The following is a 26,807-nucleotide window of genomic DNA, read 5'->3' as shown; positions in this document are numbered from 1 at the left end:
CCTGCTGGAGCGGTGGTCCGTCGTACAGGGTCCTACAGGTTCTGGCCGGCTTCGAGCTTCGGCAGGACCTGCTTGATGTCGTTGATGGGGATGGAGAAGCCGAGGCCGACGCTGCCGGCGGTGCCGCCGCCTGCGGTCGAACTGGTGCCGCTGGGGGCGTACATGGCCGAGTTGATGGCGATGACCTGGCCGTTGGCGTTGATCAGCGGGCCGCCGGAGTTGCCGGGGTTGAGGGCGGCGTCGGTCTGGAAGGCCTTGTAGGTGGTGGTGCTGCCGCTGTTCTGCTGCGGGAGGCTGCCGCGCAGGCCGGGCAGGGAGGGGAAGCCGAAGCCGCCGTTGCTGCTGGTGCTGCCCTCGTCGAGCTGGACGGTGACGTCGCGGTTCTCGGCGCTGATGATGCCGGAGGTGACGGTGCCGGTGAGGCCGTCGGGGTTGCCGATGGCGACGACCGGGTCGCCGACGGCCACGGCGGAGGAGTCGCCGAGGGTGGCGGGGGTCAGGTTCTTGGCGCCGGTGGCGGTGATCACGGCGACGTCGAGGGACTTGTCGGTGCCGGTGACGGTGGCCTGGGCGGTGGAGCCGTCCTTGAAGGTCACGGTGATCGGTCCGCCGTCGGCGGCGGTGTCGATGACGTGGTAGTTGGTGAGGATCCGGCCGCTGCCGTCGAGGACGACGCCGGTGCCGGTGGCGGTGCCGCCGGCGCCCTTGACGGTGATCTGGACGACGCTGGGCGAGACGGCGGCGGCGATGGCCGGGACGTCGGCGCTGCCGTCGGAGCGGGCCGCGACGGGGCTGACGACGGTGCCGGTGCGGGCGCCGGAGGTGTGCTGGTCGGTGGCGACGACCCCGCCGGTGACACCGCCGAGGACGGCGGCGACCGCGGCGACGGCGGTGACCAGGACGACCCGACCGCGGAGCAGGCCGCGGCGGGCCCGGCGGCCGTGCCCGCCGTGGTCGCCGGGCTCGCCCGGCCGGCCCGCGGTGGGCGGCTCGGGGGGCATCGGCGGGGGCGGCGTGGGGGTGTCGAAGCCGCTCGTGGAGTGGTCCTCGCGGTAACCGTAGGCGGTCGCGTCGGTGCTGCTGCCGAGGACGGTGCCCTCGACCACGCGGGGCTCGTACGGGCCGTACTGCTCGCTGTGGTGCCGCTGCTGTTCGCTCATGCCGACCAAGCTCCGCCCGGTGCATGAGGATCGGATGAGAACCGGATCAGAAGGGCCCGAGAAGCCCGTTGGGTTCTCATAAAGCCTGGTCAGGTGGTGTCCGGCGGCCGGTGGAGCGGAGCCCGCTACTCCGCTTCGGCGGCCGCGGCCGGTGCGGCGCCGTTGCAGCCGCAGGACCGGCGGATCACCAGGCGGGACGGGAACTTGCGGACCCGCTCGGTGTCCGAGCCGGGCACCATCAGCGAGTCGTCGAGCACCAGGTCGACGGCGGCCCGGGCCATCGCGTCCCGGTCGGAGGCGACGGTGGTGAGCGGCGGGTCGGCGAGCGCGGCCTCGGGCACGTCGTCGAAGCCGGCCACCGCGAGGTCCTCGGGGACCTTGAGGCCGACCTCGCGGGCGGCCCGCAGCACGCCGATCGCCTGGTCGTCGGTGGAGCAGAAGATCGCCCGCGGCCGGTCCGGGGAGCGCAGCACGCCGAGCGCGACCTCGTAGGCGCCGTAGCGGTGGAACGGCGCGTCGATCAGGTGGGGTTCGGTGGGCAGGCCGTGCGCGTCCATGGCGCGCTGCCAGCCCTCGACGTGGTCGATGACCGGGTCGCCGGGGGCGGGGGACTCCACCGGGCCGCCGAAGCAGGCCACGTACGGGTGCCCGTGCTCCTCCAGCAGGTGGCGGACGACGGCCTCGGCGCCGCCCACGTCGTCGGTGACCACGGCGACGTCGTCGATGGCCTCGGGCCGGCGGTGCAGCAGCACCACCTTGGCGCCCTCCATCGCGGCGAACTCCTCGGCGGCGCGCTGCGAGGGGCCCTGGCTGACCAGGATCAGGCCGGAGACGCGCATCCCGAGGAAGGCGCGGACGTAGTGCACCTCGCGGTCGTCCACGTAGTCGGAGTTGCCGATCAGGACGAGCTTGCCGCGTTCGGAGGCGGCCCGTTCCACGGCGTGCGCCATCTCGGCGAAGAAGGGCTGGCGGGCGTCCGGGACGACCATGCCGATGAGGTTGGTCCGGCGGGAGGCCATCGCCTGGGCGACGCTGTTCGGCCGGTAGCCGAGCTGCTCGATCGCCGCGAGGACCTTCTCCCGGGTCGCGGGCGCGACCGGGCGCGGCCCGTTGTTGATGACGTAGCTGACGACCGCGGTCGAGGTACCAGCCAGCCGGGCTACATCGTCGCGCGTCACTTTGGCCACGGGGGGAGTCTACGCGGGTGGCGTCCGCGTCGGCAGTGGGACCTGGGGCTGCCTGCGGGTGGACGACGGGTGCCCGGGGGGCGAACCGGACAAGCCGGGCGGGGGCGGCCCGCCCGGCCGGCCGGTCAGGACTCCAGCTGCGCCGCGGGGCGCTGGGCGAGCTCCGGGCGCTCTCCCTTCTCGGGCTTCTCCGGGACGACGAAGCGGTAACCGACGTTGCGCACGGTGCCGATCAGCTGCTCGTGCTCGACGCCGAGCTTGGCGCGCAGCCGCCGGACGTGCACGTCCACCGTCCGGGTGCCGCCGAAGTAGTCGTAGCCCCAGACCTCCTGCAGCAGCTGCGCCCGGGTGAAGACCCGGCCCGGGTGCTGGGCGAGGTACTTGAGCAGCTCGAACTCCTTGAAGGTGAGGTCGAGCGCCCGGCCCTTGAGCTTGGCGGAGTAGGTGGCCTCGTCGACCGAGAGGTCGCCGTTGCGGATCTCCATCGGGCTGTCGTCGGTGGTGACCTGGAGCCGGCCGAGGGCCAGTCGCAGCCGGGCCTCGACCTCGGCCGGTCCGGCGGTGTCCAGCAGGACGTCGTCGACGCCCCACTCGGCGGTGACGGCGGCCAGGCCGCCCTCGGTGAGCACCAGGATCAGCGGGCAGCCGATGCCGGTCGAACGCAGCAGCTGGCAGAGGCTGCGGATCTGCGGCAGGTCGCGCCTGCCGTCGACCAGGATGACGTCCGCGCTGGGGGTGTCCACGAGGGCGGACCCCTCGGCGGGCGCCACCCGGACGTTGTGCAGCAGCAGGCCGAGGGCCGGCAGCACCTCCGCGGAGGGCTGCAGTGCGTTGGTGAGGAGGAGGAGAGAACTCATACCCGGTAGTCCCCTTTCCGGGTCGTCGCGGTCGCGTTGCGGCTGCCGCCACAGCCGGATGGCGCACGTGCTGAAGTGAGGGGGAGGTCGGGCGCCGGGGACGCACCGGGGGATCGGCCGGAGCGCAGGACGTGGCGCGCGGGCCGGGGGTCCCGCAACCCCTGGCGCACCGTTTCTGCCCTGCTCATCCCGCGAACCCTCCGGTCTGGTCCGGCTCCGGGCGGCGGCCCGGGTGCCGGGTGGCGACGCCCCGGCCGGCCCGGGCACGTCGTTGTGCCGGGTGAGGCGGGGCGGTCCCGCGATGCGCCGGGGGTGGACCGACGAATCGCACGAACGTCCGTACTGGCGTCCTGAAAGCACAAAAGGACCCGGGGGCGACTCTGCCCGGATCCCTCTTGGACGTCGAGGATAGCCGAAGGCCTCCCGCACCGGGAGGGCTCGAATCCGGCGGTTGGGCGATTTCGGGCGCGCGCCGGGTGAGCCTGGACACAGCTTCGAGCGGTCCTCCGCGGCCGCGGGGCCAGGGCGATTGCCGGTCGCGGCGGCGGACACGCCATCATGGGACGCACATCGGCGGTGCCGCGCGGGTCCACCTTTCGGGTGATCGGGCGGCGGTTCCGGTGGTGGGCCGGACCGGGGCACCGGGGCCGGGCGAGGACGACGAGAAGGGGTGGCCCCGATGGGTGCGACCACCGAGCCCGCGAGCGGCGCCCGGGTGCGCGGGACGATCCGTTACTGGGCGGCCGCGAAGTCCGAGGCCGGACTGGCCGAGGAGCCGTACGACGCGGCGACCCTGGCGGAGGCCCTGGCGGCCGTCAGGGAGCGGCACGCGGACCGGCCGAAGCTCGTCCAGCTGCTCGGGCACTGCTCGTACCTGGTCGACGGCGCGCAGGTCGGCGGCCGGGACCACACGACCGTGGCCCTCACCGAGGGCGGCACGGTCGAGGTGCTGCCGCCGTTCGCGGGAGGCTGAGCGCCGTGACGGACATGAACGACGCCAACCACGCCGCGCCCGGCGAGTGGCCGCAGCAGCCCCGGCAGCCGCAGCCCGCCGACCCGCAGCACGACCCGCAGCACGACCCGCAGTACGGGCAGCAGCCGTACCCGCAGCCGTACCCCCAGGGGCAGCAGCCCCGGGCGGTGTACGGGCAGCAGCCGTACCAGCAGCAGCCCTACCCGCAGGGGCAGCAGGAGCCGTACGGGCAGCAGCCGTACCCGCAGGGGCCGTACCCGCAGGCCCAGCCGGGGCAGCAGCCGTTCCAGCAGGCCCCGCAGGCCCAGCAGCCGTACCCGGCGGGACGGCACCGGCAGCCGCAGCCGCAGCCCGACGCGTACCCGCACTCCCGGCCTTACCCGCAGCCGCAGCCGTCCTACGGCCATCCGGGGTACGGGCAGGCCCAGGTGCCGCCCGTCGACGACGCGGCGACGACGCTGCTGCCGCCGGTGCCCGCGATGGACGACGCGGCGGCGACCACCCTGCTGCCGCCGGTCCCGCCGATGGACGACGCGGCGGCGACCACCCTGCTGCCGCCCGTGCCGGCGATGGACGACGCGGCGGCGACCACGCTGCTGCCCCCGGTGGGCGGTGCCGGCGCGCCGCCGGTCGCCCAGACGCCCGCCCGGCCCCTCGCGCAGCCGCAGCCGCAGCCGCAGCCGCAGCAGCCGCAGCAGGCGCCGCGCCTGGACCAGCCGACCATGACGCTCAAGCGCCCGGCCGCCCCCGGCGGGCCGGCCGGCGCCCCCGCCGTGCCGCCGTACGCGGCCGTGCCGGCGCAGCCCGCGCCGCCCGTGCAGCCGCCGGCGGCCGCCGGCCCGGCGGGCCGGACCGGTTCGCCGATCATCGACCCGGGCCTGCAGCCCGCGCTGATCACCGCCGGCGCGGCCGCGCTGCTGGCGGGCGGGGCCGCGCTCGGCCAGGTGGGGCTGGCCCTGGTGGTCGTGCTGCTCCAGGTGCTGACGGCGGCCGGCTGGTTCCGGCTGAACGGCATGTGGCCGGCCCGCCAGGGCATCGCGCTGGCCGCGCTGGCCGGGTTCACCGCGGACGCGGCCGTGCTGCTGGCGGACGCCGACAACGGCGTCGCGGCGGTGGTCGGGACGCTCGGCGGGTTCTTCCTGCTGGTCCTGGTGCTGCAGACGTTCCGCCCCTCGGACCCGAAGGAGCGGTTCTATGCGCTGACGGTGCTCGGCTCGGCCACCGTGGTGACGGCCCTGTGCACCACGCTGCTGCTGGCCGACTGGGTGCCGGCCGGGGTGGGTGCGGTCGCACTGGCCACCGTGCTCGCCGCGGCGCCGCTGCCCGGTCCGAAGCAGCTGGGCCCGGTGCTGGGCCTGGTGGCGGCCGTGCTGCTGGGGCTGCTGGTGGGCGCGCCGCCGGCGCTGGGGGTGCTGGCCGGGCTGGGTGCGCTGGTCGGCCGCCGGGTCGCGGCGTACGACTTCCCGTCCCGGTTCGTGCACATGACGGCGGGGGTGGCGCTGCCGCTGACGGTGGCCTCGCCGCTGATCTGGATGGCCACCGACCTGCTGGCCGGCTGACCCCCGCCCGCGCGGTTGCCCGGCTCCTGGGCCCGCCCGCCCGTGGGCCCTCCCGTCCCGCCCCGGAACCATGCTCCGGGGCGGGACGTCGTACGGTCGTGCGGGACCGCCCCGGCAGGGACGGCCGCACGGGCCGCCGGACGACGGCCCGGGAAGGCGGCGCCGGACGGTGCCGCCGGAGGACGGCGGACGACGACCGAACGACCACGGCGACCGGCGACGACGGGGGAGAGCGATGCGCGGATGGCTGAAGGCGACGATCGGCCTGGTGGTGGTCTCGGGCCTGCTGGTCGCCGCCGACCGGATCGCGGTCGGGGTGGCCGAGGACGAGGCCGCCGACCAGCTGGTGAGCAGCGGCCGGATGAGCCAGCGGCCGGACGTCTCGATCGAGGGCGTCCCGTTCCTCACCCAGGCGCTGTCGATGAAGCTGGACGACGTCCGGATCTCCTCCGACGGCCTGACCGTCGGGGACGGCGGCCGCCGGGTGGCGCTGCACGCGTTCACGGCCAAGCTGTCCGGCGTGAAGGTGGGCGACAGCATGAAGAGCGCCACCGTGGACAGCGGCACCGGCAGCGGACTGATCACCTACGCGGACCTCGCGCAGCTGCTGCCGCCGGCTTCCCAGCTGATGCACGGGGCGAAGCTGCCGATCGGCGGCGGCTCCCGGCTGACCCTGGCGTACGCCGGGCCCGGCAAGATCAAGGCCTCGCTGGGGCCCGTCGAGGTCGGGGAGGGCTCGGTGCACAACACGGGGAACACCGTCACCGCGGACGGGTTCCAGCTCAGTCCGCTGGCCGGGATGTTCGCCGGGGTCACCAACCAGAAGCTGGAGCCGATGAGCTTCACCCTGGACTCGCTCCCGGCCGGGCTGAAGCTGGCGGGCCAGGACGGCGCGACGCCGCTGCCGGAAGGGCTCCGGCTGAGCTTCGAGGGCAAGGACGTGCAGCTGCTGGGCTGACCGCCCGGCTCGGCCCGGCCCGGCCTCGCACCGGATCGTGGGCCGCCGGACCGTTGCGCCTCGTTCCGTTCCCTGCCGTACCGTTCCCTTCCGTACCGTTCCGCTCCGCGAGACGCGCCGTCCAGCGCGGGTCGCGGAGCGGTGTCGTTTCCGCCCGTTGTGTGCCGTCGTGGCGGGCCCGGCCCGGCCCCGGGCGGTGCGCTGCAGGCCGCGCGGAGGTCAAATCTCAGCATTCAGGCCATTTGGTCTCACTATTCGGTACGCTAATGACAGCGGGCCTCCGGTGTCCCTAGCATCGTCGACATGAAGCGACAGACGGATCTCACGAAGCGGCGGGCGGTCGACCTGTGCCGCGTGGCCGCCTGTCTGTGTCGAATGCGCTAACTCGGCGTCTTGGCAGGGCAATTGATGCCCGCCGCCGATTCTTCCGGTGACCCAGCCCGGCCGCTCCGGTCGGCCGTCGCCGCCACGCCGTGCCCCTCCCCGCCCGGTCGCCCCGGACTGCCCTCCCCGTCCCATCATTCGGACAGGAATTCGGACCGTAGTCGTCCCGGCACCCCGCAGCACTCCTGAGCAGCACCTTCCGCAAACCGCCCTCGGATGGAGAACACCACCATGAGCCGCAGCGACGTCCTGGTCGACGCCGACTGGGTCCAGGCCCGCCTGGACGACCCGAAGGTCGTCATCGTCGAGGTCGACGAGGACACCTCCGCGTACGACAAGAACCACATCCGCAACGCCGTCCGGATCGACTGGAAGCAGGACCTCCAGGACCCGGTCCGCCGCGACTTCATCGACCAGGCCGGCTTCGAGGCGCTGCTCAGCGCCAAGGGCATCGCCAACGACGACACCGTCGTGCTCTACGGCGGCAACAACAACTGGTTCGCCTCCTACGCCTACTGGTACTTCAAGCTGTACGGCCACGGCGACGTCCGCCTGCTGGACGGCGGCCGCAAGAAGTGGGAGCTGGACTCCCGCGACCTGGTCTCCGAGGTGCCGGCCCGCCCGGCCACCGAGTACCGGGCCCAGGCCGTCGACTCCTCGATCCGCGCCTTCCGCGACGACGTGATCGCCGCCATCGGCACCCTGAACCTGGTCGACGTCCGCTCGCCCGACGAGTTCTCCGGCAAGCTGCTCGCCCCGGCCCACCTCCCGCAGGAGCAGTCGCAGCGCCCCGGCCACGTGCCGAGCGCCCGCAACATCCCGTGGGCCAAGAACGCCAACGACGACGGCACCTTCAAGAGCGACGACGAGCTCAAGGCCCTGTACGAGGCCGAGGGCATCGACCTGGCGAAGGACACCATCGCCTACTGCCGCATCGGTGAGCGCTCCGCGCTCACCTGGTTCGTGCTGCACGAGCTGCTCGGCCAGGAGAACGTCAAGAACTACGACGGTTCGTGGACCGAGTACGGCAGCCTGGTCGGCGTGCCGATCGAGCTCGGCAGCAACTGAGCCTCCGGCTCGACCGTAAGTCAGAAGGGAACACAGACATGTGCGGTGCGAAGGCCGGCGGCCCGGACCTGGCAGGAGTTGACGTGGCGAACGAGACGATCATCCAGGGTTCGGTGACCCGCGACGGTGAGCCGGTCAACGGCTACGTCCGGCTGCTGGACGAGGGCGGCGAATTCACGGCCGAGGTGCCCACCTCGGCGACCGGACAGTTCCGGTTCTTCGCCCGCCCGGGCAAGTGGACCCTGCGCGCGCTGGTGCCGGGCCAGACCGTGGACCGCCAGGTGGTGGCCTCCCAGGGCACCGCCGTCGAGGTCGCGATCGCGGTCTGACGCGGACGGACGACACAGCGGGGGGCCTGCCGCGGCGGGCCCCCCGGTCGTACCGTGGAGACGTGCAGGCGAGACGGCGGCGGCGGTTCTACTTCGCCATGATGGGCGTGTGCCTGGGCCTCTTCGTGCTGGCCTGGGGCGTGGTGCGGTTCTTCTCGGTGGGGGCCGCGATCGGCATGTGCGTGGTCGCCATGGTCATCCCGCCGGCCGCCGCGGTGTTCGCCAACAAGCGCGACCCGGACGACGACTGGTGGAACGACCCGCGCTGGGACGACCCGAAGTGGGACGACCCCGGCCACGACCGGGACCGCCCCGACCACGAGGAACGCGGCTAGCGCCCGTCCGGCGGGCGGCGGACGCCGTCAGTAGACGAGCGCCTGGACGCCGTCGGCCATGATCTCGCTGACGAAGACCTGCGCGCCCGCGATCCGGACGCCGTCGAGGGTGTCCTTCTGCTCGATCCCGCGCCGCACCGCGCACTGGGTGCACAGCGTCACCGAACCGGCCGCCAGGATCGAGTCCAGCAGGTCCGGCAGCGGCGCCGCGTGCGGCAGCTCGAACTCCTTCGCCCGCCCCGGGAGGGCGAACCAGGAGGACTCCCCGGTCAGCCAGAGCGAGACCTCGATCCCGCTGGCGACGGCCACCGCCGCCACCGTGAACGCCTGCGAGCACCGCTCCGGCGCATCCGCCCCGGCGGTGACCTTGATGACGAGTTTCTTCGACATGGCGCCACCTTAGAGGTCCGGCGGCCCCCGCTCGCCGTCATCCCGGGATCCCTTGGACAAACCTTGGGCGGCGCCGGAGCGCGGGGGCGCGAAACGGCGACGTGGTGGGGCTCACCGCGACCCGCCGATGACCGGCGGATAGAGTGAGCGGCAGCAAAATCCACCACACTGTCGCCGCCTGGGAGCCCCCCGTGTCCGGTCTGGAAATGTTCTTCGACGGTCTGCTGGCCCTCATGGCCGTGCTGATCACCTGGTTCGCCATCTTCTCGGTGATGAAGCTCTACCAGGGCCAGCGCTGACCCCTGCCGTACGGTTGAGGCAGTCCCACACCGACGACAGCGACCAGGAACATGATCGAGATCCCCTCTGACCTCCACAAGGACGTCGTCCCGCTCGCCTTCCTCCTCGGCACCTGGGAGGGCGCGGGCGTCTATGACTTCCCGGGCACGGAGAAGTGCAACTTCGGCCAGGAGATCGTGATCCGGCACGACGGCCGGGCCTTCCTCGAGTTCCGCTCCCGCACCTGGGTGCTGAACAACGAGGGCGAGAAGGTCCGCCCGCTGGAGAACGAGCACGCGTTCTGGCGCATCACCAGCAACCCCGACGGCACCAGCGGTGCCCGCGGGATCGAGATCTCCTCCGTCCGGGACGACGGCACCGTCGAGATCTGGTACGGCGAGCTGGCCGACGGCAAGCCGCAGATCGACGTCTCCACCGACGCGGTGGCCCGCATCGAGGGCTCGCCGGAGTACTCGGGCGGCAAGCGGCTGTACGGCTTCGTCAACGAGGAGCTGCTCTGGGTCGGCGAGAAGGCCGCCCCGAACGTGCCGCTGCGCCCGTACATGTCCGCCCAGCTGAAGAAGGTGCTCAGCCCGGCCCAGCTGATCAAGGACATCAACGACCTGCCGGACGACGGCATCGCCTTCTTCAAGTAGGCGCGGCGCGGCCGGGCGGACCTCGGGTCCGCCCGGGAACGGCTTCGCAGGAGTAGGGACCGGCCCCGCGGCCGGTCCCTACACTTGCCTCAGGACCCCCGACTTGGCAGGGACAGCACCGTGGCGGACACCGGCACCACCGACTGGCAGCTCTCCGGCGACTGGAAGGCCGACCTGCGCGAACGCGGCTACCGGCTGACGCCGCAGCGGCAGCTCGTGCTCGAGGCCGTCGACGTCCTCGACCACGCCACCCCCGACGACATCCTCGGCCACGTCCGGCGGACCGCCAGCGGCATCAACATCTCCACCGTCTACCGGACGCTGGAGCTGCTGGAGGAGCTCGGCCTGGTCTCGCACGCCCACCTCGGGCACGGCGCACCGACCTACCACCTGGCCGGCCGCCACCACCACCTGCACCTGGTCTGCCGGGACTGCGACCGGGTCACCGAGACCGGCACCGAGATCGCCGAGCCGCTGATCCGGAGCCTGCGCGAGCAGCACGGCTTCGACACCGACCTCAAGCACTTCGCCATCTTCGGCCGCTGCGCCGACTGCACCGCCAAGCTCGCCGAGGGCGGCTCCCCGGGCCGGTCCTAGGACCGGCGGACGGGCGGGACCGGGACCGAGGGCCCGGCCGGGACCGCATGGGCAGGCCCTAAGCTGGCCGGTATGAAGAGCCCGCTGCTGAGCCTGCCCGGAGCCGTTCCCGCCGAGGGACCCGACGAGGGCGTCGCCGCCCACTACGGCGACATCTTCCGCGAGCAGCGCAACCTCGCGCAGGGCACCGGCTTCGTGGACCTCTCGCACCGGGACGTGCTCACCGTCACCGGCGACGACCGGCTCTCCTGGCTGCACCTGCTGCTTACCCAGCACGTCAGCGAGCTGGCCCCGCAGCAGGCCACGGAGGCGCTGGTGCTCTCCCCGAACGGGCACGTCGAGCACGCGCTCTACCTCGTCGACGACGGCGCCACCACCTGGGTGCACGTCGAGCCGGGGACCGGGGCGGCGCTGCGGGGCTACCTGGAGAGCATGCGGTTCTTCTACCGGGTGGAGGTCGCCGACGCGACCGCCGAGTACGCCGTGGTGCACCTGCCGGAGGGCTCCGTGGCCTCCGCCGAGGGCGCCGCCGCGGTGCGCGAACTCCCCTACGGCCGTGACCTGTTCGTGCCGCGCGCCGAGCTGGAGAAGCTGACCGCGGGGTACGGCCCGGCGGCGGGGGTCTGGGCGTACGAGGCGCTGCGGATCGAGGGCCACCGCCCGCGGCTGGGCTTCGAGACCGACCACCGGACCATCCCGCACGAGGTGGACTGGCTGCGCACCGCCGTCCACCTGCAGAAGGGCTGCTACCGCGGGCAGGAGACGGTCGCCCGGGTGCACAACCTGGGGCGCCCGCCGCGCCGGCTGGTCTTCCTGCACCTGGACGGCACCGAGGAGACGCTGCCCCCGCACGGGACGGAGGTGCGGCTGGCCACCGAGCCGGACGGGCGCGCGCTGGGCGTCGTCACCTCCTCGGCGCGGCACCACGAGCTGGGGCCGATCGCGCTGGCGGTCGTCAAGCGGAACGTCCCGGTGGACGCGGTGCTGCTGGCCGGGACGGTGCCGGCGACGCAGGACGTGATCGTCCCGCAGTAGCCGCAGGGCCCGCTTGGGGCCGCTGGCTGCCGGGCGGCGGGTCAGACCTCGACGAGGACGGTGAACGGGCCGTCGTTCACCAGCGCCACCTGCATGTCGGCGCCGAACCGGCCGGTCTCGACCTTGGCGCCGAGCTCGCGCAGCCGGGCGACCACCTCGTCCACCAGCGGCTCGGCGACGGGGCCGGGGGCGGCGGCGTTCCAGGTGGGCCGGCGGCCCTTGCGGGCGTCACCGTAGAGGGTGAACTGGCTGATCACCAGCAGCGGGGCGCCGAGGTCGGAGCAGCTCTGTTCGACGCCCTCCTCGTTCGCGGGGAGCAGCCGCAGCGTCCACAGCTTGCGGGCCAGCTGGGCGGCCTTGGCCGGGGTGTCGTCGTGGGTCGCGCCGACCAGGACGCAGAGTCCGGGCCCCTCGATCGCGCCGACGGTCTCTCCGGCCACCGTCACCCGGGCCTCGGTCACTCGCTGCACCACTGCTCGCATGCCGCCATTGTGCCGGAGCGCCCGGAGCCGTCCGACCGCCCCCGGTCGCTCCCGGTCGCTCCCGGGCCGCCGCGAAGGGCGCCGGGCCGGGCGCCGCGAAGGGGCGTGCATGAGGGTGGCGCGCGCTGGGTGGTGCACGCCTGCGCGGGGTCGGGCGCCGCGCTTCCTGCGGAAAGTCCCGGTCGTATCAGCCACCCCCGTTCGCCAGGGGGCCGTTCGGGTGCACGGGCGGTGCGCCCGCGCCGGGCGGGGTGGCACGCTGGGGGACCGTACGGAGGGCCCGGCGCGCCACATGGTCCGCCGCACCGGGCCGGGTTCGGCCGGGTGGCCGAGCCGATGGGTCAGGCGTTCTGGCGGTGTCGCCCCGGCGGGTGGTTCCGGCCGGGACCCGGAACCCCCGGGGGGTGGCCGGGCGTGCCAACGGACGGGACGCGCGAGCCCGTCGAGGGACGGGCCGGGCGGGCGGCAGGGACGGGGTGCCGCGAGCGGGCGGGATCGGACGACGGCAGGTGATGGTGGATGGACGCGAGCAGCGCTGCGTGGGACCGGTCCGGGCGGGTGGTCGAGGTGGTCGAGGTGGTCGGGGACGGCGCGGGCCCAGGGGTGCCGGGGGTGGTGCCGGAGCCGCAGCTGGAACGGCTGGGCCTGGACCAGCTGAGGGTGCTGCGCCGGGAGACGATGGAGCAGGAGGCCGACCTCTCCTACCTGCGGCGGCTGCTGCACGGCCGGATGGACATCCTGCGCGCCGAGCTCGACCGCCGGCCCGGTGCGGTCCGCGCGGCGGGTCCCGAGGGCGCCGGAGGCCTCCCCGGCGACCTGCTGGACCGCCTCCCGGCCATCCTGACCGACGCGCCCTCCACCGTGCGGCGCTCGGCCCGGCACGTCACGCTCCGGCCGCCGCGCACCCACGAGTCGCAGCTGGAGGCGGACGCGCTGATGGGGGACGTCCAGCTGGCCGACCTGGCCGCGCACCCGGCCGAGGACCTGCTGGCCGCGCTGGAGCGGCTGCGCGCGCACGAGCGCGAGGTGTCCGGGCGCCGCAACCGCCTGCTGCGGACGGCCGACGGTTGCAATGCCGAGATCACCCGCAGGTACCGTGATGGGGAAGCACGGGTCGACGACCTGCTCGCAGGAGGGCCGCTCTGACCGGGTGAGGCGCCAGGGGCGGGTGGGCCCGGCCCGACCCGGTCCACCCCCGCCCCCGGAAGGCCTCCGCCATGTCCCAGTCCGCCACCCCTCCCGTGCTCGCCGAGGTCATACGCTCGGGCTTCACCGAGGGCCGGCACCACGGCTCGCTGGTGCTGCTCGCCGCCGACGGCTCGGTCGAGTTCGCGCTCGGCGACCCCGGTGCGCCGGTCTTCCCCCGGTCGACGGCCAAGCCGTTCCAGGCCGTGGCCACGCTGCGGGCCGGGCTGGAGCTGGAGGGGGCGCTGCTGGCGCTGGCGGCCTCCAGCCACTCTGCAGAATCGTTTCACCTGGACGGGGTCCGGAGCATCCTCGGCTCCGCGGGCCTGGACGAGTCCGCCCTGCGCACCCCGGCCGACCTGCCGCTGGACGAGACCGAGGCGGAACTGCTTCTCGGATCCGGCGGCCTGCGCGCCCCGATCCTGATGGACTGCTCCGGCAAGCACGCCGGCTGGCTGGCCGCCTGCGTCGCCAACGGCTGGGACACCGAGGGCTACCTCGACCCCGGGCACCCGATCCAGCGGCTGGCCCGCGAGGCCCTGGAGGAGGGCACCGGCGAGACCACCGCGCACGCCGGCGTGGACGGCTGCGGCGCCCCGCTGCTGGCCGTCACGCTGACCGGCCTGGCCCGCGCCTACCGCGGACTGCTGCTGGCCGCCGAGGGCACCGCACAGCGCCGGGTGGCCGACGCGATGCGCGCCCACCCCGAGTACGTGGCCGGCACCCGCCGGGCCGACACCTGGCTGATGCGGGCCGTCCCCGGGGCGCTCTCCAAGATGGGCGCCGAGGCCGTCCAGGTGGTGGCGCTGCCGGACGGACGGGCACTCGCCTTCAAGATCGACGACGGTGGCGAGCGGGCCCGCGGCCCGGTGCTGGCGGCCGCGCTGCGCCGTCTCGGGGTGACCGGCGCGGACGAGGCCGTCGAGCGGATCGGCGCGGCCCCGCTGCTGGGCGGCGGCGTTCCGGTCGGCGAAGTGCGGGCGGCGTTCTAGGGTCTGTCTTCAAACCCGCGTCTGCGGGGCGACGCCGGGGCACGCCCGTCGCCGCCCCGGTCGGCCGGTGGTGCAGGACGCCCGCCCGGACGCCCCCGGGACGCCCGCCCGGACGCCCGCCGGACGCCGGTGGCGGCCGTCGGCGTGCGGGCGGACCGGGTGCGGTGCACGGTGGACCGGGGGCCGTCGCACAGCTGAGGGAGTCCGTCATGACTGACCACGTGTACCGGGTGACCGAGATCGTCGGGTCCTCGACCGAGAGCGTCGACGCCGCGATCCGCAACGGGGTGGAGCGGGCGTCCCGGACGCTGCGCAACCTCGACTGGTTCGAGGTGACGCAGGTCCGGGGGCACCTGGAGGACGGCCGGGTGAAGCACTTCCAGGTCGGTCTGAAGCTCGGCTTCCGGCTGGAGGACTGACCGCGGTCAGCGCTCGGGGAGCACCAGCGGCACGCCGGTGCGCGGGTGCGCCAGCACCTCGACCGGATGGCCGTACACCTCGCTGAGCAGCGGTGCGCGCAGCACCTCGGCGACCGGTCCGTCCGCGACCGTCGCCCCGTTCGCCAGCAGCACCACCCGGTCCGCGTGGGCCGCCGCCAGGGACAGGTCGTGGAGCACCACGACCACGCCGTCCCCGGCGGCGGCGCGCTCCCGGGCGATCCGCAGCACCAGCTCCTGGTGGCGCAGGTCGAGGGCGGCGGTCGGCTCGTCCAGGAGGAGCAGCGGCGCGCGCTGGGCCAGCACCCGGGCCAGTGCCACCCGGGCCCGCTCGCCGCCGGACAGGGCGGTGAACGGGCGCCCGGCGAAGGCGGTCGACTCGGTGGCCGCCATCGCCTCGGCGACCACCGCCCCGTCCTCGGCGGCGGCCGTCGTGCCGGCCCACGGGGCGCGGCCCATCCGGACCACCTCGCCGGCCGGGAACGGGAAGGACAGCTCGGCGGACTGCGGCAGCAGCGCCCGGTGCAGGGCGAGTTCGGCGGCGCCGTAGTCGGCGAGCGGGCGGTCGAGCAGCCGGACCTCGCCGCCGTCCGGCCGGACGTCCCCGGCCAGCACGGACAGCAGGGTGGACTTGCCGGCGCCGTTCGGCCCGAGCAGGGCGCCCACCTCGCCCGCCGCGACCCGGACCGCGGCGCCGGCCAGCAGGTCGCGGCCGCCGGCCTGCAGCCGGACGGCCTCGGCGGTCAGCAGTGCCGTGCCGAGCGGCGGTCGTGCGGGCGTCCTCCGGTGGGTGCGCAGTCTCACGCCCAGCCTCCCTGCCTGGTCCTGGTCCTGCGCAGCAGCCAGAAGAAGAACGGGCTGCCGATCAGCGCGGTGAGCACGCCGAGCGGCAGTTCGGCCGGTGCGGCGAGGGTCCGGGCGGCCAGGTCGGCGGCCACCAGCACCAGGGCGCCGCCGAGGGCCGAGGCGGGCAGCAGGAAGCGGTGTCCCGGCCCGGCCAGCATCCGCAGCAGGTGCGGGACGACCAGCCCGACGAAGCCGATGATGCCGCTGACCGCGACGGCCGCGGCGGTGAGCAGCGCGACCACGGTGATCAGCACCAGCCGCATCCGCTCGACGTCCACCCCGAGGTGGCGGGCCGGGCGCTCGCCGAGGGCCAGCAGGTCCAGCCGGCGGGCGTACAGGGGCGCGACGGCGAGCCCGGCCGCGGCGAAGGGCAGGACGGCGAGGACCTTGCCCCAGGTGGCCTGGGAGAGCGAGCCGAGCTGCCAGAAGGTGACCTGGCTGATCGCGGCGGAGTCGGCGGTGAACAGCAGGAGCCCGATCAGCGCGCCGCAGAAGGCGTTGACGGCGACCCCGGTGAGGATCAGCGTGACGACCTCGGTGCGCCCGCCGGACCGGGCGAGCAGGTACACCCCGAAGACCGTCACCAGGCCGGCGGCGAAGGCCGCCGCACTGGCCGTCCACGCCCCGAAGGCGTCGAGGCCGAGCACGATGCAGGCGACCGCGCCGACCGCGCCGCCCGAGGAGACGCCGATCACCGCGGGTTCGGCGAGCGGGTTGCCGAACACGCCCTGCATCAGCGCTCCGGCGCAGCCGAGCGAGGCGCCGACCAGCAGGGCGAGCACCACCCGGGGCAGCCGGACGTTCCACAGCACCGACTCGGGCACCCGGTCCAGCGCGTGGCCGCCGAGCCCGAGCCGGTGGGCGCCGGAGGCGAGGATGTCGCCGAGCGGGATGCGGTAGGCGCCGACGCCGGCCGCGAGCAGGGCGCAGAGCACCAGGGCAGCGGCGAGCGCGGTCACGAGCAGCGGCGCGCGGTTGCGCGTGCGGGGTGTCGGGAGGCCCGTCTCCCGTACGGCGGTGGTCACTTGGCGTCGCCCGGGTAGAGCTGGGCGGTGATCTCGCGCAGCACCCGGGGGGTGCGCGGGCCGTAGCTGAGCAGTTGGCCGTCCTCGATCGAGACGATCCGGCGGTCGAGTCCGGCCGGGGTCTGGGCGACGCCGGGGAGCTTGAGCAGGCCGTCGACGCCGCCGACCGACTCCAGGCCCTTGCTCATCACCAGGATCGCGTCGGGCGCGGCCTTGACCAGGGCCTCGCTGGTGAGCGGGGTGAAGTCGCCGGTGAGGCCGGCCGCGGTGCCGGCGTCCGTGCCGCCGACCGCCTCGATCAGCGAGCCGGCGCCGGAGGCGGGCCCGCCGAGCAGGTAGACGGAGGCGCTGCCGCGCAGGTAGAGGAAGGCGACCTTGGGGTGCCGGCCGGCGGCGCCTCGCTGACCTCCGGCGGCTCGGGCGCCACGCTGGCCGCCACCGGCGCGGACACCCCGGTCGTCCCGCTGCTGGCCACCGCGGCCGGTCTGCTGCTGGTCGGCGGCAGTGCCACCGCCCTGGTGCGCGGCCGCCGCGGCGCGCGGTCCTGACGCACCCCCGGGACGCGCGACGGCCCCGGCGAGCAGCTGCTCGCCGGGGCCGTTCCGTCGGTGGCGCCGGTCGCGCCGGTGGCGCGGTCAGGCGCTCAGCGGGTAGCGGGTGTCCAGGTCCCGGAAGACCGCGCCGTTGAGCACGAAGGCGCGCTTGCACTCCTCGACCACCCGGCGGCGCTCGACCTCGTCCATCGCCGCGCCGGCCGCGTCCAGCCGGGCCCGGTAGTCGCGCTTGAAGGCGGCCGGGTTGTCGACCTCCTCGAAGACGTAGAACCGCACGCCGTCGCCCTTGCGCTCGAAGCCCCAGGTCCGCTCGGCGATGCCGCGGATGATCTGACCGCCGGACAGGTCCCCCAGGTAGCGGGTGTAGTGGTGCGCGAGGTAGCCGGCGGGCCAGTCCTCGGCCAGTTCCGCGACCCGCGCCGCGTACGCCGCGGTGGCGGGCAGCGGCTCCAGCCCGTCCCGCCAGCGGGGGCCGCGCAGGTGCTCCAGGTCGCGTTCGACGGCGGCGGTGCGCAGCAGGGCCCGGTCGATGAAGGGGCCGGTCAGCGGGTGTTCGGCGAGCTGTCCGGCGCGGCTCTCCAGGGCCCGGTAGACGTACCAGAGCTGTCCGGTGAGGTCGGCGTAGGCCTCGACGCCGAGCTGCCCGCCGAGCAGTCGGCTCATGAACGAGGACTGCTCCGCGGCCTCGTGCTCCTCGCTGCTGGCGGTGCGGAGCACGGTCGAGAACGGGACGGGCTCGGGCGTGGGCATGCGGCCTCCAGGGATCGGATCAGGCCCCGACTATTTTGGTTAGCCTAACCTAATCTGCCATGATGCCGACGGGGTGTCGGCAAGACCGGGCGCACCCGGACACGGCGAAGGCCGGGGCCCTGCGGACGAATCCGCGGACCCCGGCCTCCGACTGCCCCGACCTGTCTCGAACGCCCTGATCGAACGAGATCGGAACGACGGCTCAGTGGCCGCCCTGCTCCGCCAGGCGCTTGATCGAAGCGGTGACCTCGGCCTCGGCCTCGGCGCGGCCGACCCAGTTGGCACCCTCGACGGACTTGCCGGGCTCCAGGTCCTTGTAGACCTCGAAGAAGTGCTGGATCTCCAGGCGGTCGAACTCCGACACGTGGTGGATGTCCCGCAGGTGCTCCCAGCGCGGGTCGGTCGCCGGGACGCACAGCAGCTTGTCGTCGCCGCCGGCCTCGTCGGTCATCTGGAACATGCCGATGGCGCGGCACTTGATGAGGCAACCCGGGAAGGTCGGCTCGTCCAGGATGACCAGGGCGTCCAGCGGGTCGCCGTCCTCGCCGAGCGTGCCCTCGACGTAGCCGTAGTCGGCCGGGTAGCGGGTCGAGGTGAAGAGCATCCGGTCGAGCCGCAGACGGCCGGTCTCGTGGTCGACCTCGTACTTGTTACGAGAGCCCTTCGGGATTTCGATAAGGACGTCGAACTCCAACGGTTCCTCCAAGGTAGGGACTGACAGAATCCAAGTGTCTCCTACGGGAGTGAGTGCTCAGGAAAGGGGCCGGTCGGTGGGAGCAGGGGGCGGGGCGGTGCACCGCCGCAGGGGGAGGGCCGCGGGGCTGTTCGGGGCGGCGCTGCTGGTCGTCGCAACGGTGCTGACCTCGGGTGGGGCGCACGCGCAGCCCTCGCCGTCGGCGAGCGGCCACAGCTCCGACCGGGGGGAGGACGACGACCGGGACGGCGGCCGCAAGGGCGACCACGGCAAGGGGCCCGCCACGTCCAGGCCGGGTGACGGTCCGACCACCCGTCCGGCCGATCCGCCCGCCACGACGGCCACTCAGGGGGCGCGGGGTCCCGCGGGCACCACCGGCGCCCCCGGAGCCCCAGGCACGCCCGGCACCCCCGGCGCCACGAGCGCCACCGCGAGCCCGGGCGGCGCCACCGCCCCGGCCGCGCGCCCGGCTCCCGCCCAGGGCGCCGTCCTGGCCTCCGTGGAGGCCGGTGCGGACGCCGCCGTCCCCACCTCCCAGGGCCTCCAGCAGGCCCTCGCCGGCGCCCTCGCCGACCGGAACCTCGGCACCGTCACCTTCGCGGTGGCCGACGCCGCCGACGGCCGGCTCCTCTACGGCTCCGGCGAGAACGTCCCCGCCACGCCCGCCTCCACCACCAAGCTGGCCACCTCGATCGCGGCGCTGTCGCTGATCCCCGGTGACACCCGGCTGAGCACCAGGGTGGTCAGGGGCGCCGACGCCGGCACCGTCACCCTGGTCGGCGGCGGGGACCCGACGCTCACCGCGCTGCCCGCCGACCAGGTGCAGATCGGCGGCCAGGCCGCCGACGCCGACACCGCGCCGGCCTCGCTCGACGCCCTCGCCCGGCAGACCGCCGCCGCCCTGAAGGCCGCCGGCACCACGAGCGTGCACCTGGACTACGACCTGTCGATGTACACGGGCAGCCCGCAGCACAAGAACCACGACGGACAGAACATCGCCCTGGTCGTCCCGTTGATGCTCGACGAGGGCAAGGTCGACCCCAGGAGCCGTGAGGAGGCGCCGGCCCGGGTCGCCGACCCCGCCGGGCAGGCGGCCGAGGCCTTCGCCGCGCTGCTCAGGGCCCAGGGCGTGGCCGTGGAGGGCAAGGCCAGGGCCGCCGCCGCCCCGGCCGCCCCCGGTGCGGCCGTCCTCGGCCGGGTGGACTCGCCGACCGTCGCCCGGCTGGTCGAGCGGCTGCTCACCACCTCCGACAACCAGCTCGCCGAGGCGATGGCCCGTCAGGTCGCCGTCGCCGCGCACCAGCCCGCCGGTTTCGAGGGCGCCGCCACCGCCGTCACCCAGGAGCTCGCCAGGCTCGGCGTGCCGATGACGGGCGTCGCGCTCAACGACGGCAGCGGCCTGCACCCCGGCAACACCGTCCCGCCGGCCGTCCTGGTCCGGCTGCTCGCGCTGGCGGCCTCCGAGCAGCACCCGGCCCTGCGCCCGGTCCTCACCGGCCTGCCGATCGCGGGCTTCACGGGCACCCTCGGCAAGCGCTACGGCTCCGGCTCGGGCTCCGCCGACGCGGCCGGTCTGATCCGAGCCAAGACCGGCACCCTCAGCGGCGTCAACACCCTGGCCGGCACGGTGGTGGACGCCGACGGCCGCCTGCTGGCCTTCGCCGTGATGACCCGCACCACCGCCCCCGTCGACACCGCCCGCGCCGCCATGGACCGCATCGCCGCCCGACTCTCCGCCTGCGGCTGCCACTGACCGGCCCCGGGCCGGGTCCGGGTTCGGCGGGTGGCTGCCGTTGACGGGTGCGAGCACGTACGGTGAGGGCATGACGAGCGCGAGTGGCGGTGCTGGCATGGTCGACTGGAATCTCGCGGTCGCAACCGCGACCAGGTTGGTGCGGCCGGGGCCGGAGGTGAGCCGGGCCGAGGCCGCGGCGGTGGTCGCCGAGCTGCGCCGGCACGCGCTGGAGGCCGAGGAGCACGTCCGGGCCTTCACCGGGATGCGGTCGAGCAGCCTCGCGGCGGCCGCCGCGACACCGGTGCTGGTGGTGGACCGCCCGGGCTGGGTGCGGGCGAACGTCGCGGGCTTCCGGACGGTGGTCCAGCCGCTGGTGGACAAGCTCCAGGCGCGCCGGGCGAGCAGTCCGACGGCGGGCGTGTTCGGCACGGTGGGCGAGAAGGCCACCGGGATCGAGGTGGGCGCGCTGCTGGCGTTCCTCTCCACCAAGGTGCTCGGCCAGTACGAGACCTTCGCCCCGGCGGAGCCGTCCCTGGAGGCGCCGGACAGCCCCGCCGCGCTGTTCGACAAGCCGCGGCTGGGGCCGGAGGGCCCCGGGCCGGGCCGGCTGCTGCTGGTGGCGCCGAACATCGTCCACGTGGAGCGGGAGCTGGACGTCGACCCGTCCGACTTCCGGCTCTGGGTGTGCCTGCACGAGGAGACGCACCGGACCCAGTTCACCGCGGTGCCGTGGCTGCGCGACCACATCCAGTCCGAGGTGCAGTCCTTCCTGGCCGAGACGGACGTCGACCCGGGTGCGCTGCTGGACCGGCTGCGGGACGCGGCGGGCTCGCTGGGCGGCGGCGGCCCGCAGGGGGCCGGGGGCCGGGAGGGCGCGCCGTCCGCCGGGTTGATGGAGATCGTCCAGTCGCCCGCGCAGCGCGAGATCCTGGGCCGGCTGACGGCGGTGATGTCGCTGCTGGAGGGCCACGCCGACGTGGTGATGGACGGGGTCGGCCCGGCGGTGGTGCCGACGGTGGCGGAGATCCGGGAGAAGTTCCAGCAGCGCCGCGACCGCGGGGCGAACCGGCTGGACCTGGTGCTGCGCCGGCTGCTCGGGATGGACGCCAAGCTGCGGCAGTACCAGGACGGCGCGGTGTTCGTGCGCGGGGTGGTGGAGCAGGTCGGCATGGAGGGCTTCAACCGGGTCTGGACGTCCCCGAACACGCTCCCGACCAAGGAGGAGATCCACGACCCGGCCGCCTGGGTCGCCCGGGTCGCGCGCTGACGGCGGCCGGCCGCGGCGGCGACGGACCCCGCCGCTAGCCGGGCGCGGGGTGGCGCAGGGTGGGCGCGAGGCGGTCAAACCCGCTCGTACGAGTGGTCCAATCGGGCAACGGGAGGGAGAAGATACGTTTCTCCATTCACCCGAACGTGGGACGGTGGTCGTACCGGTGGCGCGGGTGGCGTAGCGGGCCGCCACTTTCTGCCACCATCTGTGAGCGCCCGGTAACAGGGTGCTCACACGGGGGCGCGGCCCGGCCGCGCGAACCGTCGTCCTGTCCCCTCCGCCGAGGAGCCGTCCGCCGTGGGACCACACCCCGCCGTCGCCGCGATACGCCTGGCCGTCCGCCGCACGCTCACCGACCTCGCCGCCGAGGCCGGCACCACCTTCACCGCGCCCGTGCGCGAGCCCCGCGAGCGCCCCGCCGGCGCGCCGCTGGTGGGCGCCGCCGTCGGCACCACCCTGATCGGCAACGCCGCCCGCCACCCCTCCGGACTGCCCCGGACCCCGGCCGCCCCCGGCTCGCCGCTGGTGCTGGTCGCCGTCAGCGGCGGCGCCGACTCGATGGCGCTGGCCATCGCCGCCGCCTTCGAGGCCCCCAAGATCGGCCTGCGGGTCGGCGCCGTCACCGTCGACCACGGTCTGCAGGCCGGCTCCGCCGACCGGGCCGCCCAGGTCGCCGAACGGCTGCGATCGCTCGGCCTCGACCCGGTCGAGGCGATCCCGGTCGACGTCGGCCGGGCCGGCGGCCCGGAGGCGGCCGCCCGGGACGCCCGCTACGCGGCCCTGGACGAGGCCGCCGAGCGGCTCGGCGCGATCGCCGTCCTGCTCGGCCACACCCGCGACGACCAGGCCGAGACGGTGCTGCTGGGCCTGGCCCGCGGCTCCGGCGCGCGCTCGCTGGCCGGCATGCCCGCGCAGAAGGGCCGCTACCGCCGCCCGCTGCTGGAGCTCGACCGGGCGGCGACCCGGCAGGCCTGCTCCGCCCAGGCGATCCCGGTCTGGGACGACCCGCACAACTGTGACCCCGCCTACACCCGCTCCCGGGTCCGCCACGAGGTGCTGCCGGTGCTGGAGAAGCACCTGGGCGGCGGCGTGGTCGAGGCGCTGGCCCGGACGGCGCGGCTGTTCCGCGACGACGCGGACGCCCTCGACCAGTGGGCCTCCCTGGCCGAACGCGACCTCCGGACCGGGGAAGGCACCCTGGACGCCGTGAAACTCGCCGAACTGCCGCCCGCCGTCCGCCGCCGGGTGCTGCGCCGGGCCGCGCTCCGGGCGGGCTGCCCGGCCGGCGACCTGTTCGCGCGGCACCTCGAGACGATCGACCTGCTGGTCACCGGATGGCGCGGCCAGGGGCCGTTGCACCTACCCGGGGGCGTCGAGGCCACCCGCAGGTGTGGCACGCTGGTCTTTCGGCGGCAGGGCGACTGACGGGCTGGCATGCCCCGGGGTGGCCGGCCGCCGGCCACACAGACCCCGAACGTTTGAGGACGTATCCCCGGTGGACCAGAACGACATGGGCGCTGACCTCGCGAAGGTGCTCATCAGCAAGGACGAGATCGACGCCAAGCTCCTGGAGCTGGCCGAGCGCATCGACCGGGACTATGCAGGCAAGGACCTGCTGATCGTCGGCGTCCTCAAGGGGGCCGTGATGGTCATGGCCGACCTCGCCCGCGCCCTGCACTCGCAGGTCACCATGGACTGGATGGCGGTGTCGTCCTACGGCATGGGCACCAAGTCCTCCGGCGTGGTGCGCATCCTGAAGGACCTGGACACCGACATCGCTGGCCGGGACGTCCTGATCGTCGAGGACATCATCGACTCCGGTCTGACGCTGTCCTGGCTGCTGGGCAACCTGGGCTCGCGCGGCCCGGCCTCGCTCGAGGTCTGCACGCTGCTGCGCAAGCCGGACGCGGCCAAGGTCGAGATCGACGTGAAGTACGTCGGTTTCGACATCCCGAACGAGTTCGTGGTCGGCTACGGCCTGGACTACGCGGAGAAGCTGCGTAACCTGCCCTTCATCGGGACCCTCGCCCCGCACGTCTACGGGGGCTGAGAACCCCGTTCGGGCTACGGGTGGGAACAGCAGGTGGTTCCCGCCCGTTGGACCGGGCGGACAAAGAACGAAGCTGTGTCGCTGCGCTCCCGCCACCGGCGGGCGCGACTGCGGTACGGTCCAATAAAACCGCTCTTCACATGAGCACCGACCGGATGCGCCGCGGCCCACAGCCCCCCGGCGCCGTTGAGTGGCAGGAGGGACGGGGCGGCAACGCCCCGCATGGATGGACGTCAAGCGATACTTCCGTGCGCCGATCATGTGGATCGTGCTGGCCGTCCTCGCCGTCATCGTATTGATGCAGGTCGTTTCGGACTCGAACGGCTACAAGACGGTGGACACCGGTCAGGTCGTCGCAGCGATCGACGCCAAGCAGGTCAAGTCCGCGCAGATCACCACCGGTGACTCGAACACGATCAAGATCCAGCTGAAGGACGGCGCCACGCTGTCCAACGCCGGGACGGGCAAGCCGCCGTCCGGCAGCAAGTTCCAGGCCTCGTACATCGGCGACCAGGGTGTCTCGATCGCCGACAAGCTGCAGGCCCAGATCAACGACAACGACTCGAGCACGCTCTCCGAGGGCTACACCGTCAGCCCGGAGAAGCAGAGCACCTTCGTCAGCCTGCTGCTGTCGATGCTCCCGATCGTCATCATCGTCCTGGTCTTCCTGTTCCTGATGAACCAGATGCAGGGCGGCGGCTCCCGGGTCATGCAGTTCGGCAAGTCCAAGGCCAAGCTGCTCACCAAGGACACCCCGAAGACGACCTTCGCGGACGTCGCGGGTGCCGACGAGGCCGTCGAGGAGCTCCACGAGATCAAGGAGTTCCTCCAGGAGCCGGCGAAGTTCCAGGCCGTCGGCGCCAAGATCCCCAAGGGCGTGCTGCTCTACGGCCCGCCCGGCACCGGCAAGACCCTGCTGGCGCGCGCCGTCGCCGGCGAGGCCGGGGTGCCGTTCTACTCCATCTCGGGCTCCGACTTCGTCGAGATGTTCGTCGGTGTCGGCGCCAGCCGCGTCCGCGACCTCTTCGAGCAGGCCAAGGCGAACGCCCCGGCGATCGTCTTCGTCGACGAGATCGACGCCGTCGGCCGGCACCGCGGTGCGGGTCTCGGCGGCGGCCACGACGAGCGCGAGCAGACCCTCAACCAGCTGCTGGTCGAGATGGACGGCTTCGACGTCAAGGGCGGCGTGATCCTGATCGCCGCGACCAACCGCCCCGACATCCTGGACCCGGCGCTGCTGCGCCCGGGCCGCTTCGACCGCCAGATCGCGGTGGAGCGCCCCGACCTCCAGGGCCGTCTGGACATCCTGAAGGTCCACCAGAAGGGCAAGCCGATCGCGCCCGACGTCGACCTGTCGGCCGTCGCCAAGCGCACCCCCGGCTTCACCGGTGCGGACCTGTCGAACGTCCTCAACGAGGCCGCTCTGCTGACCGCCCGCTCGGACAAGAAGCTGATCGACAACGGCATCCTGGACGAGGCGATCGACCGCGTCGTGGCCGGTCCGCAGAAGCGCACGCGGATCATGTCCGACAAGGAGAAGAAGATCACCGCGTACCACGAGGGCGGTCACGCCCTGGTCGCGGCGGCCTCCCCGAACGCGGACCCGGTGCACAAGATCACCATCCTGTCCCGCGGCCGGGCCCTCGGCTACACCATGGTGCTGCCGGACGAGGACAAGTACTCCACCACCCGCAACGAGATGCTCGACCAGCTGGCCTACATGCTGGGCGGGCGCGCGGCGGAGGAGCTGGTCTTCCACGACCCGACCACCGGCGCCTCGAACGACATCGAGAAGGCCACCGCCACCGCGCGGGCCATGGTCACCCAGTACGGCATGACCGAGCGCCTGGGCGCGATCAAGTTCGGCACCGACAACTCGGAGCCGTTCCTGGGCCGCGAGATGGGCCACCAGCGCGACTACTCGGAAGAGGTCGCCGGGCTGGTGGACGAAGAGGTCAAGAAGCTCATCGAGAACGCGCACAACGAGGCCTGGGAGATCCTGGTCGAGAACCGCGACGTGCTCGACAACCTGGTTCTGGAGCTCCTCGAGAAGGAGACCCTGAACAAGGAGCAGATCGCCGAGATCTTCGCCCCCGTGGTCAAGCGCCCGGCCCGGCCGGCGTGGACGGGTTCCTCCCGCCGCACGCCGTCCACCCGGCCCCCGGTGCAGTCCCCGAAGGAGCTGGCGCTCACCAACGGCGCCGCCACGACCGACACCGCCCCGGTGGACGTCGTGAAGCTCCCGCCGCTGCCGACCGCGGAGCCGCCCGCGGAGGGCTGATCCGGCCCACCGTGCGAACGGAATGGATGCCGCGTCACCGGGGTTTGTACCCTGGAGGCGCGGCATCCGTGCTGCTCAGCAAAGTCGTCCCTAGTAAGCGAGGCCCGCATGATCGACCCGGTGACGCTCGACGGTCCGCCCGCCGTCGGGACCTTCGACCAGAAGCGGGCCGAGAACGCCGTGCGGGAGCTGCTGCTCGCGGTCGGTGAGGACCCGGACCGCGAGGGCCTGCTGGAGACCCCGGCCCGGGTGGCGCGCGCCTACAAGGAGATATTCGCGGGCCTGTGGCAGGAGCCGGAGGACGTCCTCACGACCACCTTCGACCTCGGCCACGACGAGATGGTCCTGGTGAAGGACATCGAGCTGACCTCGGTCTGCGAGCACCACCTGGTGCCGTTCCGCGGCGTGGCCCACGTCGGGTACATCCCGTCCCCCAGCGGCAAGATCACCGGTCTGTCCAAGCTCGCCCGGCTGGTCGACGTCTACGCCCGCCGCCCGCAGGTGCAGGAGCGGCTGACCAGCCAGGTGGCCGACGCGCTGATGCGGATCCTGGAGCCGCGCGGGGCGATCGTCGTGGTCGAGTGCGAGCACATGTGCATGTCGATGCGCGGCATCCGCAAGCCCGGCGCCAAGACCATCACCTCCTGCGTCCGCGGCCAGCTGCGCGACCCGGCCACCCGCGCCGAGGCGATGAGCCTGATCATCGGCCGCTAGCGGCCCCGGCGGGGTCCCGGCGGCC

General features: G+C 74.0%; 29 protein-coding genes and 1 pseudogene. 20 read left to right on the top strand and 10 right to left on the bottom strand.

The features are described 5' to 3' along the window. Positions 1–32 precede the first annotated feature (32 nt). The 3 genes from ACIA8Q_RS08040 to ACIA8Q_RS08030 form a co-directional block, all read right to left on the bottom strand. The gene (locus ACIA8Q_RS08040; protein WP_360214993.1) at positions 33–1,160 is read right to left on the bottom strand and encodes a trypsin-like peptidase domain-containing protein; all 1,128 of its coding nucleotides are present in this window, start codon (positions 1,158–1,160) and stop codon (positions 33–35) included. 125 nt (positions 1,161–1,285) lie between these two features. Then, positions 1,286–2,347, bottom strand: a complete 1,062-nt coding sequence (locus ACIA8Q_RS08035; protein WP_360214996.1) for a LacI family DNA-binding transcriptional regulator — start codon at positions 2,345–2,347, stop codon at positions 1,286–1,288. Positions 2,348–2,472: 125 nt separating this feature from the next. Beyond that, complete coding sequence (locus ACIA8Q_RS08030; RefSeq protein ID WP_360214999.1) at positions 2,473–3,204, bottom strand: response regulator transcription factor; 732 nt, start codon at positions 3,202–3,204, stop codon at positions 2,473–2,475. Positions 3,205–3,883: 679 nt separating this feature from the next. On the opposite strand from ACIA8Q_RS08030, the gene ACIA8Q_RS08025 reads away from it, so the two are divergent. The 7 genes from ACIA8Q_RS08025 to ACIA8Q_RS07995 all read left to right on the top strand — a co-directional run bounded on the left by ACIA8Q_RS08025 (position 3,884) and on the right by ACIA8Q_RS07995 (position 8,810). Beyond that, positions 3,884–4,177, top strand: coding sequence for a MoaD/ThiS family protein (locus ACIA8Q_RS08025; protein ID WP_360215002.1), 294 nt, complete (start codon positions 3,884–3,886; stop codon positions 4,175–4,177). Positions 4,178–4,182: 5 nt separating this feature from the next. Further along, positions 4,183–5,736 (top strand): hypothetical protein, encoded by a 1,554-nt coding sequence (locus ACIA8Q_RS08020; RefSeq protein WP_396316905.1) that lies wholly within the window; start codon positions 4,183–4,185, stop codon positions 5,734–5,736. A 235-nt stretch (positions 5,737–5,971) separates the two neighbouring features. Continuing rightward, positions 5,972–6,694: a DUF2993 domain-containing protein gene (locus tag ACIA8Q_RS08015; RefSeq protein WP_360215008.1), complete on the top strand. Its 723-nt coding sequence runs from the start codon at positions 5,972–5,974 to the stop codon at positions 6,692–6,694. 303 nt (positions 6,695–6,997) lie between these two features. Then, a complete protein-coding gene (locus ACIA8Q_RS08010; RefSeq protein WP_350517234.1) occupies positions 6,998–7,078 on the top strand; it encodes an Ms5788A family Cys-rich leader peptide in 81 nt (26 codons plus the stop codon). Positions 7,079–7,309: 231 nt separating this feature from the next. Beyond that, positions 7,310–8,146, top strand: coding sequence for a sulfurtransferase (locus ACIA8Q_RS08005; RefSeq protein WP_360215011.1), 837 nt, complete (start codon positions 7,310–7,312; stop codon positions 8,144–8,146). A gap of 38 nt (positions 8,147–8,184) precedes the next feature. Then, a complete protein-coding gene (locus ACIA8Q_RS08000) occupies positions 8,185–8,475 on the top strand; it encodes a DUF1416 domain-containing protein (protein ID WP_030059605.1) in 291 nt (96 codons plus the stop codon). Positions 8,476–8,573: 98 nt separating this feature from the next. Next, the gene (locus tag ACIA8Q_RS07995; protein WP_360215112.1) at positions 8,574–8,810 is read left to right on the top strand and encodes a hypothetical protein; all 237 of its coding nucleotides are present in this window, start codon (positions 8,574–8,576) and stop codon (positions 8,808–8,810) included. A 27-nt stretch (positions 8,811–8,837) separates the two neighbouring features. On the opposite strand, the gene ACIA8Q_RS07990 is transcribed toward ACIA8Q_RS07995, so the two are convergent. Next, positions 8,838–9,200 carry a DsrE family protein gene (locus ACIA8Q_RS07990; RefSeq protein WP_360215014.1) on the bottom strand — a complete coding sequence of 121 codons (363 nt, stop codon included), beginning with the start codon at positions 9,198–9,200 and terminating at the stop codon, positions 8,838–8,840. 350 nt (positions 9,201–9,550) lie between these two features. Between ACIA8Q_RS07990 and ACIA8Q_RS07985 the strand changes: the two genes are divergently transcribed. The 3 genes from ACIA8Q_RS07985 to ACIA8Q_RS07975 all read left to right on the top strand — a co-directional run bounded on the left by ACIA8Q_RS07985 (position 9,551) and on the right by ACIA8Q_RS07975 (position 11,767). Further along, on the top strand, positions 9,551–10,135 hold the full coding sequence (locus ACIA8Q_RS07985; RefSeq protein ID WP_360215017.1) for an FABP family protein: 585 nt from the start codon (positions 9,551–9,553) through the stop codon (positions 10,133–10,135). 120 nt (positions 10,136–10,255) lie between these two features. Continuing rightward, the gene (locus ACIA8Q_RS07980) at positions 10,256–10,732 is read left to right on the top strand and encodes a Fur family transcriptional regulator (protein ID WP_360215020.1); all 477 of its coding nucleotides are present in this window, start codon (positions 10,256–10,258) and stop codon (positions 10,730–10,732) included. 72 nt (positions 10,733–10,804) lie between these two features. Next, entirely contained in the window at positions 10,805–11,767 is a 963-nt protein-coding gene (locus ACIA8Q_RS07975; protein ID WP_360215023.1) for a folate-binding protein, read from the top strand. A gap of 41 nt (positions 11,768–11,808) precedes the next feature. On the opposite strand, the gene dtd is transcribed toward ACIA8Q_RS07975, so the two are convergent. Continuing rightward, on the bottom strand, positions 11,809–12,249 hold the full coding sequence (dtd, locus tag ACIA8Q_RS07970; RefSeq protein ID WP_360215026.1) for a D-aminoacyl-tRNA deacylase: 441 nt from the start codon (positions 12,247–12,249) through the stop codon (positions 11,809–11,811). 519 nt (positions 12,250–12,768) lie between these two features. Here dtd and ACIA8Q_RS07965 point away from each other — a divergent pair. The 3 genes from ACIA8Q_RS07965 to ACIA8Q_RS07955 all read left to right on the top strand — a co-directional run bounded on the left by ACIA8Q_RS07965 (position 12,769) and on the right by ACIA8Q_RS07955 (position 14,845). Next, positions 12,769–13,395, top strand: a complete 627-nt coding sequence (locus ACIA8Q_RS07965) for an ABC transporter substrate-binding protein (protein WP_360215029.1) — start codon at positions 12,769–12,771, stop codon at positions 13,393–13,395. Positions 13,396–13,466: 71 nt separating this feature from the next. Continuing rightward, positions 13,467–14,426, top strand: a complete 960-nt coding sequence (locus tag ACIA8Q_RS07960; RefSeq protein ID WP_396316904.1) for an asparaginase — start codon at positions 13,467–13,469, stop codon at positions 14,424–14,426. A gap of 209 nt (positions 14,427–14,635) precedes the next feature. Next, positions 14,636–14,845 carry a dodecin gene (locus ACIA8Q_RS07955; RefSeq protein WP_360215035.1) on the top strand — a complete coding sequence of 70 codons (210 nt, stop codon included), beginning with the start codon at positions 14,636–14,638 and terminating at the stop codon, positions 14,843–14,845. 6 nt (positions 14,846–14,851) lie between these two features. Here the strand turns inward: ACIA8Q_RS07955 and ACIA8Q_RS07950 are convergent, their stop codons facing one another. From ACIA8Q_RS07950 to ACIA8Q_RS07940, 3 genes and pseudogenes are all read right to left on the bottom strand, one after another. Next, entirely contained in the window at positions 14,852–15,667 is an 816-nt protein-coding gene (locus ACIA8Q_RS07950) for a heme ABC transporter ATP-binding protein (protein WP_396316903.1), read from the bottom strand. Continuing rightward, positions 15,664–16,674, bottom strand: a complete 1,011-nt coding sequence (locus ACIA8Q_RS07945) for a FecCD family ABC transporter permease (protein WP_387907492.1) — start codon at positions 16,672–16,674, stop codon at positions 15,664–15,666. The genes ACIA8Q_RS07950 and ACIA8Q_RS07945 overlap by 4 nt, the downstream gene beginning before the upstream one ends. Before the next feature lie 56 nt (positions 16,675–16,730). After that, positions 16,731–17,114 (bottom strand): annotated as a pseudogene (locus ACIA8Q_RS07940) (ABC transporter substrate-binding protein); the annotation flags it as partial. On the opposite strand from ACIA8Q_RS07940, the gene ACIA8Q_RS07935 reads away from it, so the two are divergent. Beyond that, positions 17,115–17,282 (top strand): hypothetical protein, encoded by a 168-nt coding sequence (locus ACIA8Q_RS07935; protein WP_396316902.1) that lies wholly within the window; start codon positions 17,115–17,117, stop codon positions 17,280–17,282. It begins immediately after the preceding pseudogene. Between the two features lie 87 nt (positions 17,283–17,369). Here the strand turns inward: ACIA8Q_RS07935 and ACIA8Q_RS07930 are convergent, their stop codons facing one another. Both ACIA8Q_RS07930 and ACIA8Q_RS07925 read right to left on the bottom strand, forming a co-directional pair. Further along, positions 17,370–18,038 (bottom strand): heme oxygenase (biliverdin-producing), encoded by a 669-nt coding sequence (locus ACIA8Q_RS07930; protein WP_387907463.1) that lies wholly within the window; start codon positions 18,036–18,038, stop codon positions 17,370–17,372. 202 nt (positions 18,039–18,240) lie between these two features. After that, positions 18,241–18,732 carry an inorganic diphosphatase gene (locus tag ACIA8Q_RS07925; protein ID WP_030244505.1) on the bottom strand — a complete coding sequence of 164 codons (492 nt, stop codon included), beginning with the start codon at positions 18,730–18,732 and terminating at the stop codon, positions 18,241–18,243. Between the two features lie 97 nt (positions 18,733–18,829). On the opposite strand from ACIA8Q_RS07925, the gene dacB reads away from it, so the two are divergent. The 6 genes from dacB (at position 18,830) to folE (ending at position 26,782) form a co-directional block, all read left to right on the top strand. Then, positions 18,830–20,485 carry a D-alanyl-D-alanine carboxypeptidase/D-alanyl-D-alanine-endopeptidase gene (gene dacB, locus ACIA8Q_RS07920; RefSeq protein WP_396316901.1) on the top strand — a complete coding sequence of 552 codons (1,656 nt, stop codon included), beginning with the start codon at positions 18,830–18,832 and terminating at the stop codon, positions 20,483–20,485. A gap of 70 nt (positions 20,486–20,555) precedes the next feature. Further along, positions 20,556–21,734, top strand: a complete 1,179-nt coding sequence (locus ACIA8Q_RS07915) for a zinc-dependent metalloprotease (protein WP_387907468.1) — start codon at positions 20,556–20,558, stop codon at positions 21,732–21,734. 300 nt (positions 21,735–22,034) lie between these two features. Continuing rightward, positions 22,035–23,162, top strand: a complete 1,128-nt coding sequence (gene tilS / locus ACIA8Q_RS07910) for a tRNA lysidine(34) synthetase TilS (protein ID WP_396316900.1) — start codon at positions 22,035–22,037, stop codon at positions 23,160–23,162. 70 nt (positions 23,163–23,232) lie between these two features. After that, positions 23,233–23,787, top strand: a complete 555-nt coding sequence (gene hpt, locus ACIA8Q_RS07905; protein WP_030059589.1) for a hypoxanthine phosphoribosyltransferase — start codon at positions 23,233–23,235, stop codon at positions 23,785–23,787. Positions 23,788–24,013: 226 nt separating this feature from the next. Then, on the top strand, positions 24,014–26,068 hold the full coding sequence (gene ftsH / locus ACIA8Q_RS07900) for an ATP-dependent zinc metalloprotease FtsH (protein ID WP_360215056.1): 2,055 nt from the start codon (positions 24,014–24,016) through the stop codon (positions 26,066–26,068). Positions 26,069–26,176: 108 nt separating this feature from the next. Beyond that, positions 26,177–26,782, top strand: a complete 606-nt coding sequence (folE, locus tag ACIA8Q_RS07895) for a GTP cyclohydrolase I FolE (RefSeq protein ID WP_360215059.1) — start codon at positions 26,177–26,179, stop codon at positions 26,780–26,782. Positions 26,783–26,807: the final 25 nt, after the last annotated feature.

This window comes from Kitasatospora sp. NPDC051705 (assembly GCF_044453265.1).
Lineage (GTDB): Bacteria > Actinomycetota > Actinomycetes > Streptomycetales > Streptomycetaceae > Kitasatospora.
The sequence above is the reverse complement of the archived record's forward strand: the minus strand, read 5'-3'. Positions and strand labels throughout refer to the sequence as shown.

Coding starts and splice junctions, on each gene's coding strand:
- ACIA8Q_RS07975 (WP_360215023.1), top strand. CDS start 10,805: ATGAAGAGCCCGCTGCTGAGCCTGCCCGGAGCCGTTCCCGCCGAGGGA.
- ACIA8Q_RS07985 (WP_360215017.1), top strand. CDS start 9,551: ATGATCGAGATCCCCTCTGACCTCCACAAGGACGTCGTCCCGCTCGCC.
- ACIA8Q_RS07960 (WP_396316904.1), top strand. CDS start 13,467: ATGTCCCAGTCCGCCACCCCTCCCGTGCTCGCCGAGGTCATACGCTCG.
- ACIA8Q_RS07930 (WP_387907463.1), bottom strand. CDS start 18,038: ATGCCCACGCCCGAGCCCGTCCCGTTCTCGACCGTGCTCCGCACCGCC.
- ACIA8Q_RS08040 (WP_360214993.1), bottom strand. CDS start 1,160: ATGAGCGAACAGCAGCGGCACCACAGCGAGCAGTACGGCCCGTACGAG.
- ACIA8Q_RS08030 (WP_360214999.1), bottom strand. CDS start 3,204: ATGAGTTCTCTCCTCCTCCTCACCAACGCACTGCAGCCCTCCGCGGAG.
- ACIA8Q_RS07995 (WP_360215112.1), top strand. CDS start 8,574: ATGATGGGCGTGTGCCTGGGCCTCTTCGTGCTGGCCTGGGGCGTGGTG.
- ACIA8Q_RS08010 (WP_350517234.1), top strand. CDS start 6,998: ATGAAGCGACAGACGGATCTCACGAAGCGGCGGGCGGTCGACCTGTGC.
- ACIA8Q_RS07990 (WP_360215014.1), bottom strand. CDS start 9,200: ATGTCGAAGAAACTCGTCATCAAGGTCACCGCCGGGGCGGATGCGCCG.
- ACIA8Q_RS08025 (WP_360215002.1), top strand. CDS start 3,884: ATGGGTGCGACCACCGAGCCCGCGAGCGGCGCCCGGGTGCGCGGGACG.
- ACIA8Q_RS08015 (WP_360215008.1), top strand. CDS start 5,972: ATGCGCGGATGGCTGAAGGCGACGATCGGCCTGGTGGTGGTCTCGGGC.
- ACIA8Q_RS07965 (WP_360215029.1), top strand. CDS start 12,769: ATGGACGCGAGCAGCGCTGCGTGGGACCGGTCCGGGCGGGTGGTCGAG.
- ACIA8Q_RS07915 (WP_387907468.1), top strand. CDS start 20,556: ATGACGAGCGCGAGTGGCGGTGCTGGCATGGTCGACTGGAATCTCGCG.
- ACIA8Q_RS08005 (WP_360215011.1), top strand. CDS start 7,310: ATGAGCCGCAGCGACGTCCTGGTCGACGCCGACTGGGTCCAGGCCCGC.
- dtd (WP_360215026.1), bottom strand. CDS start 12,249: ATGCGAGCAGTGGTGCAGCGAGTGACCGAGGCCCGGGTGACGGTGGCC.
- folE (WP_360215059.1), top strand. CDS start 26,177: ATGATCGACCCGGTGACGCTCGACGGTCCGCCCGCCGTCGGGACCTTC.
- ACIA8Q_RS07955 (WP_360215035.1), top strand. CDS start 14,636: ATGACTGACCACGTGTACCGGGTGACCGAGATCGTCGGGTCCTCGACC.
- ftsH (WP_360215056.1), top strand. CDS start 24,014: ATGGACGTCAAGCGATACTTCCGTGCGCCGATCATGTGGATCGTGCTG.
- ACIA8Q_RS08000 (WP_030059605.1), top strand. CDS start 8,185: ATGTGCGGTGCGAAGGCCGGCGGCCCGGACCTGGCAGGAGTTGACGTG.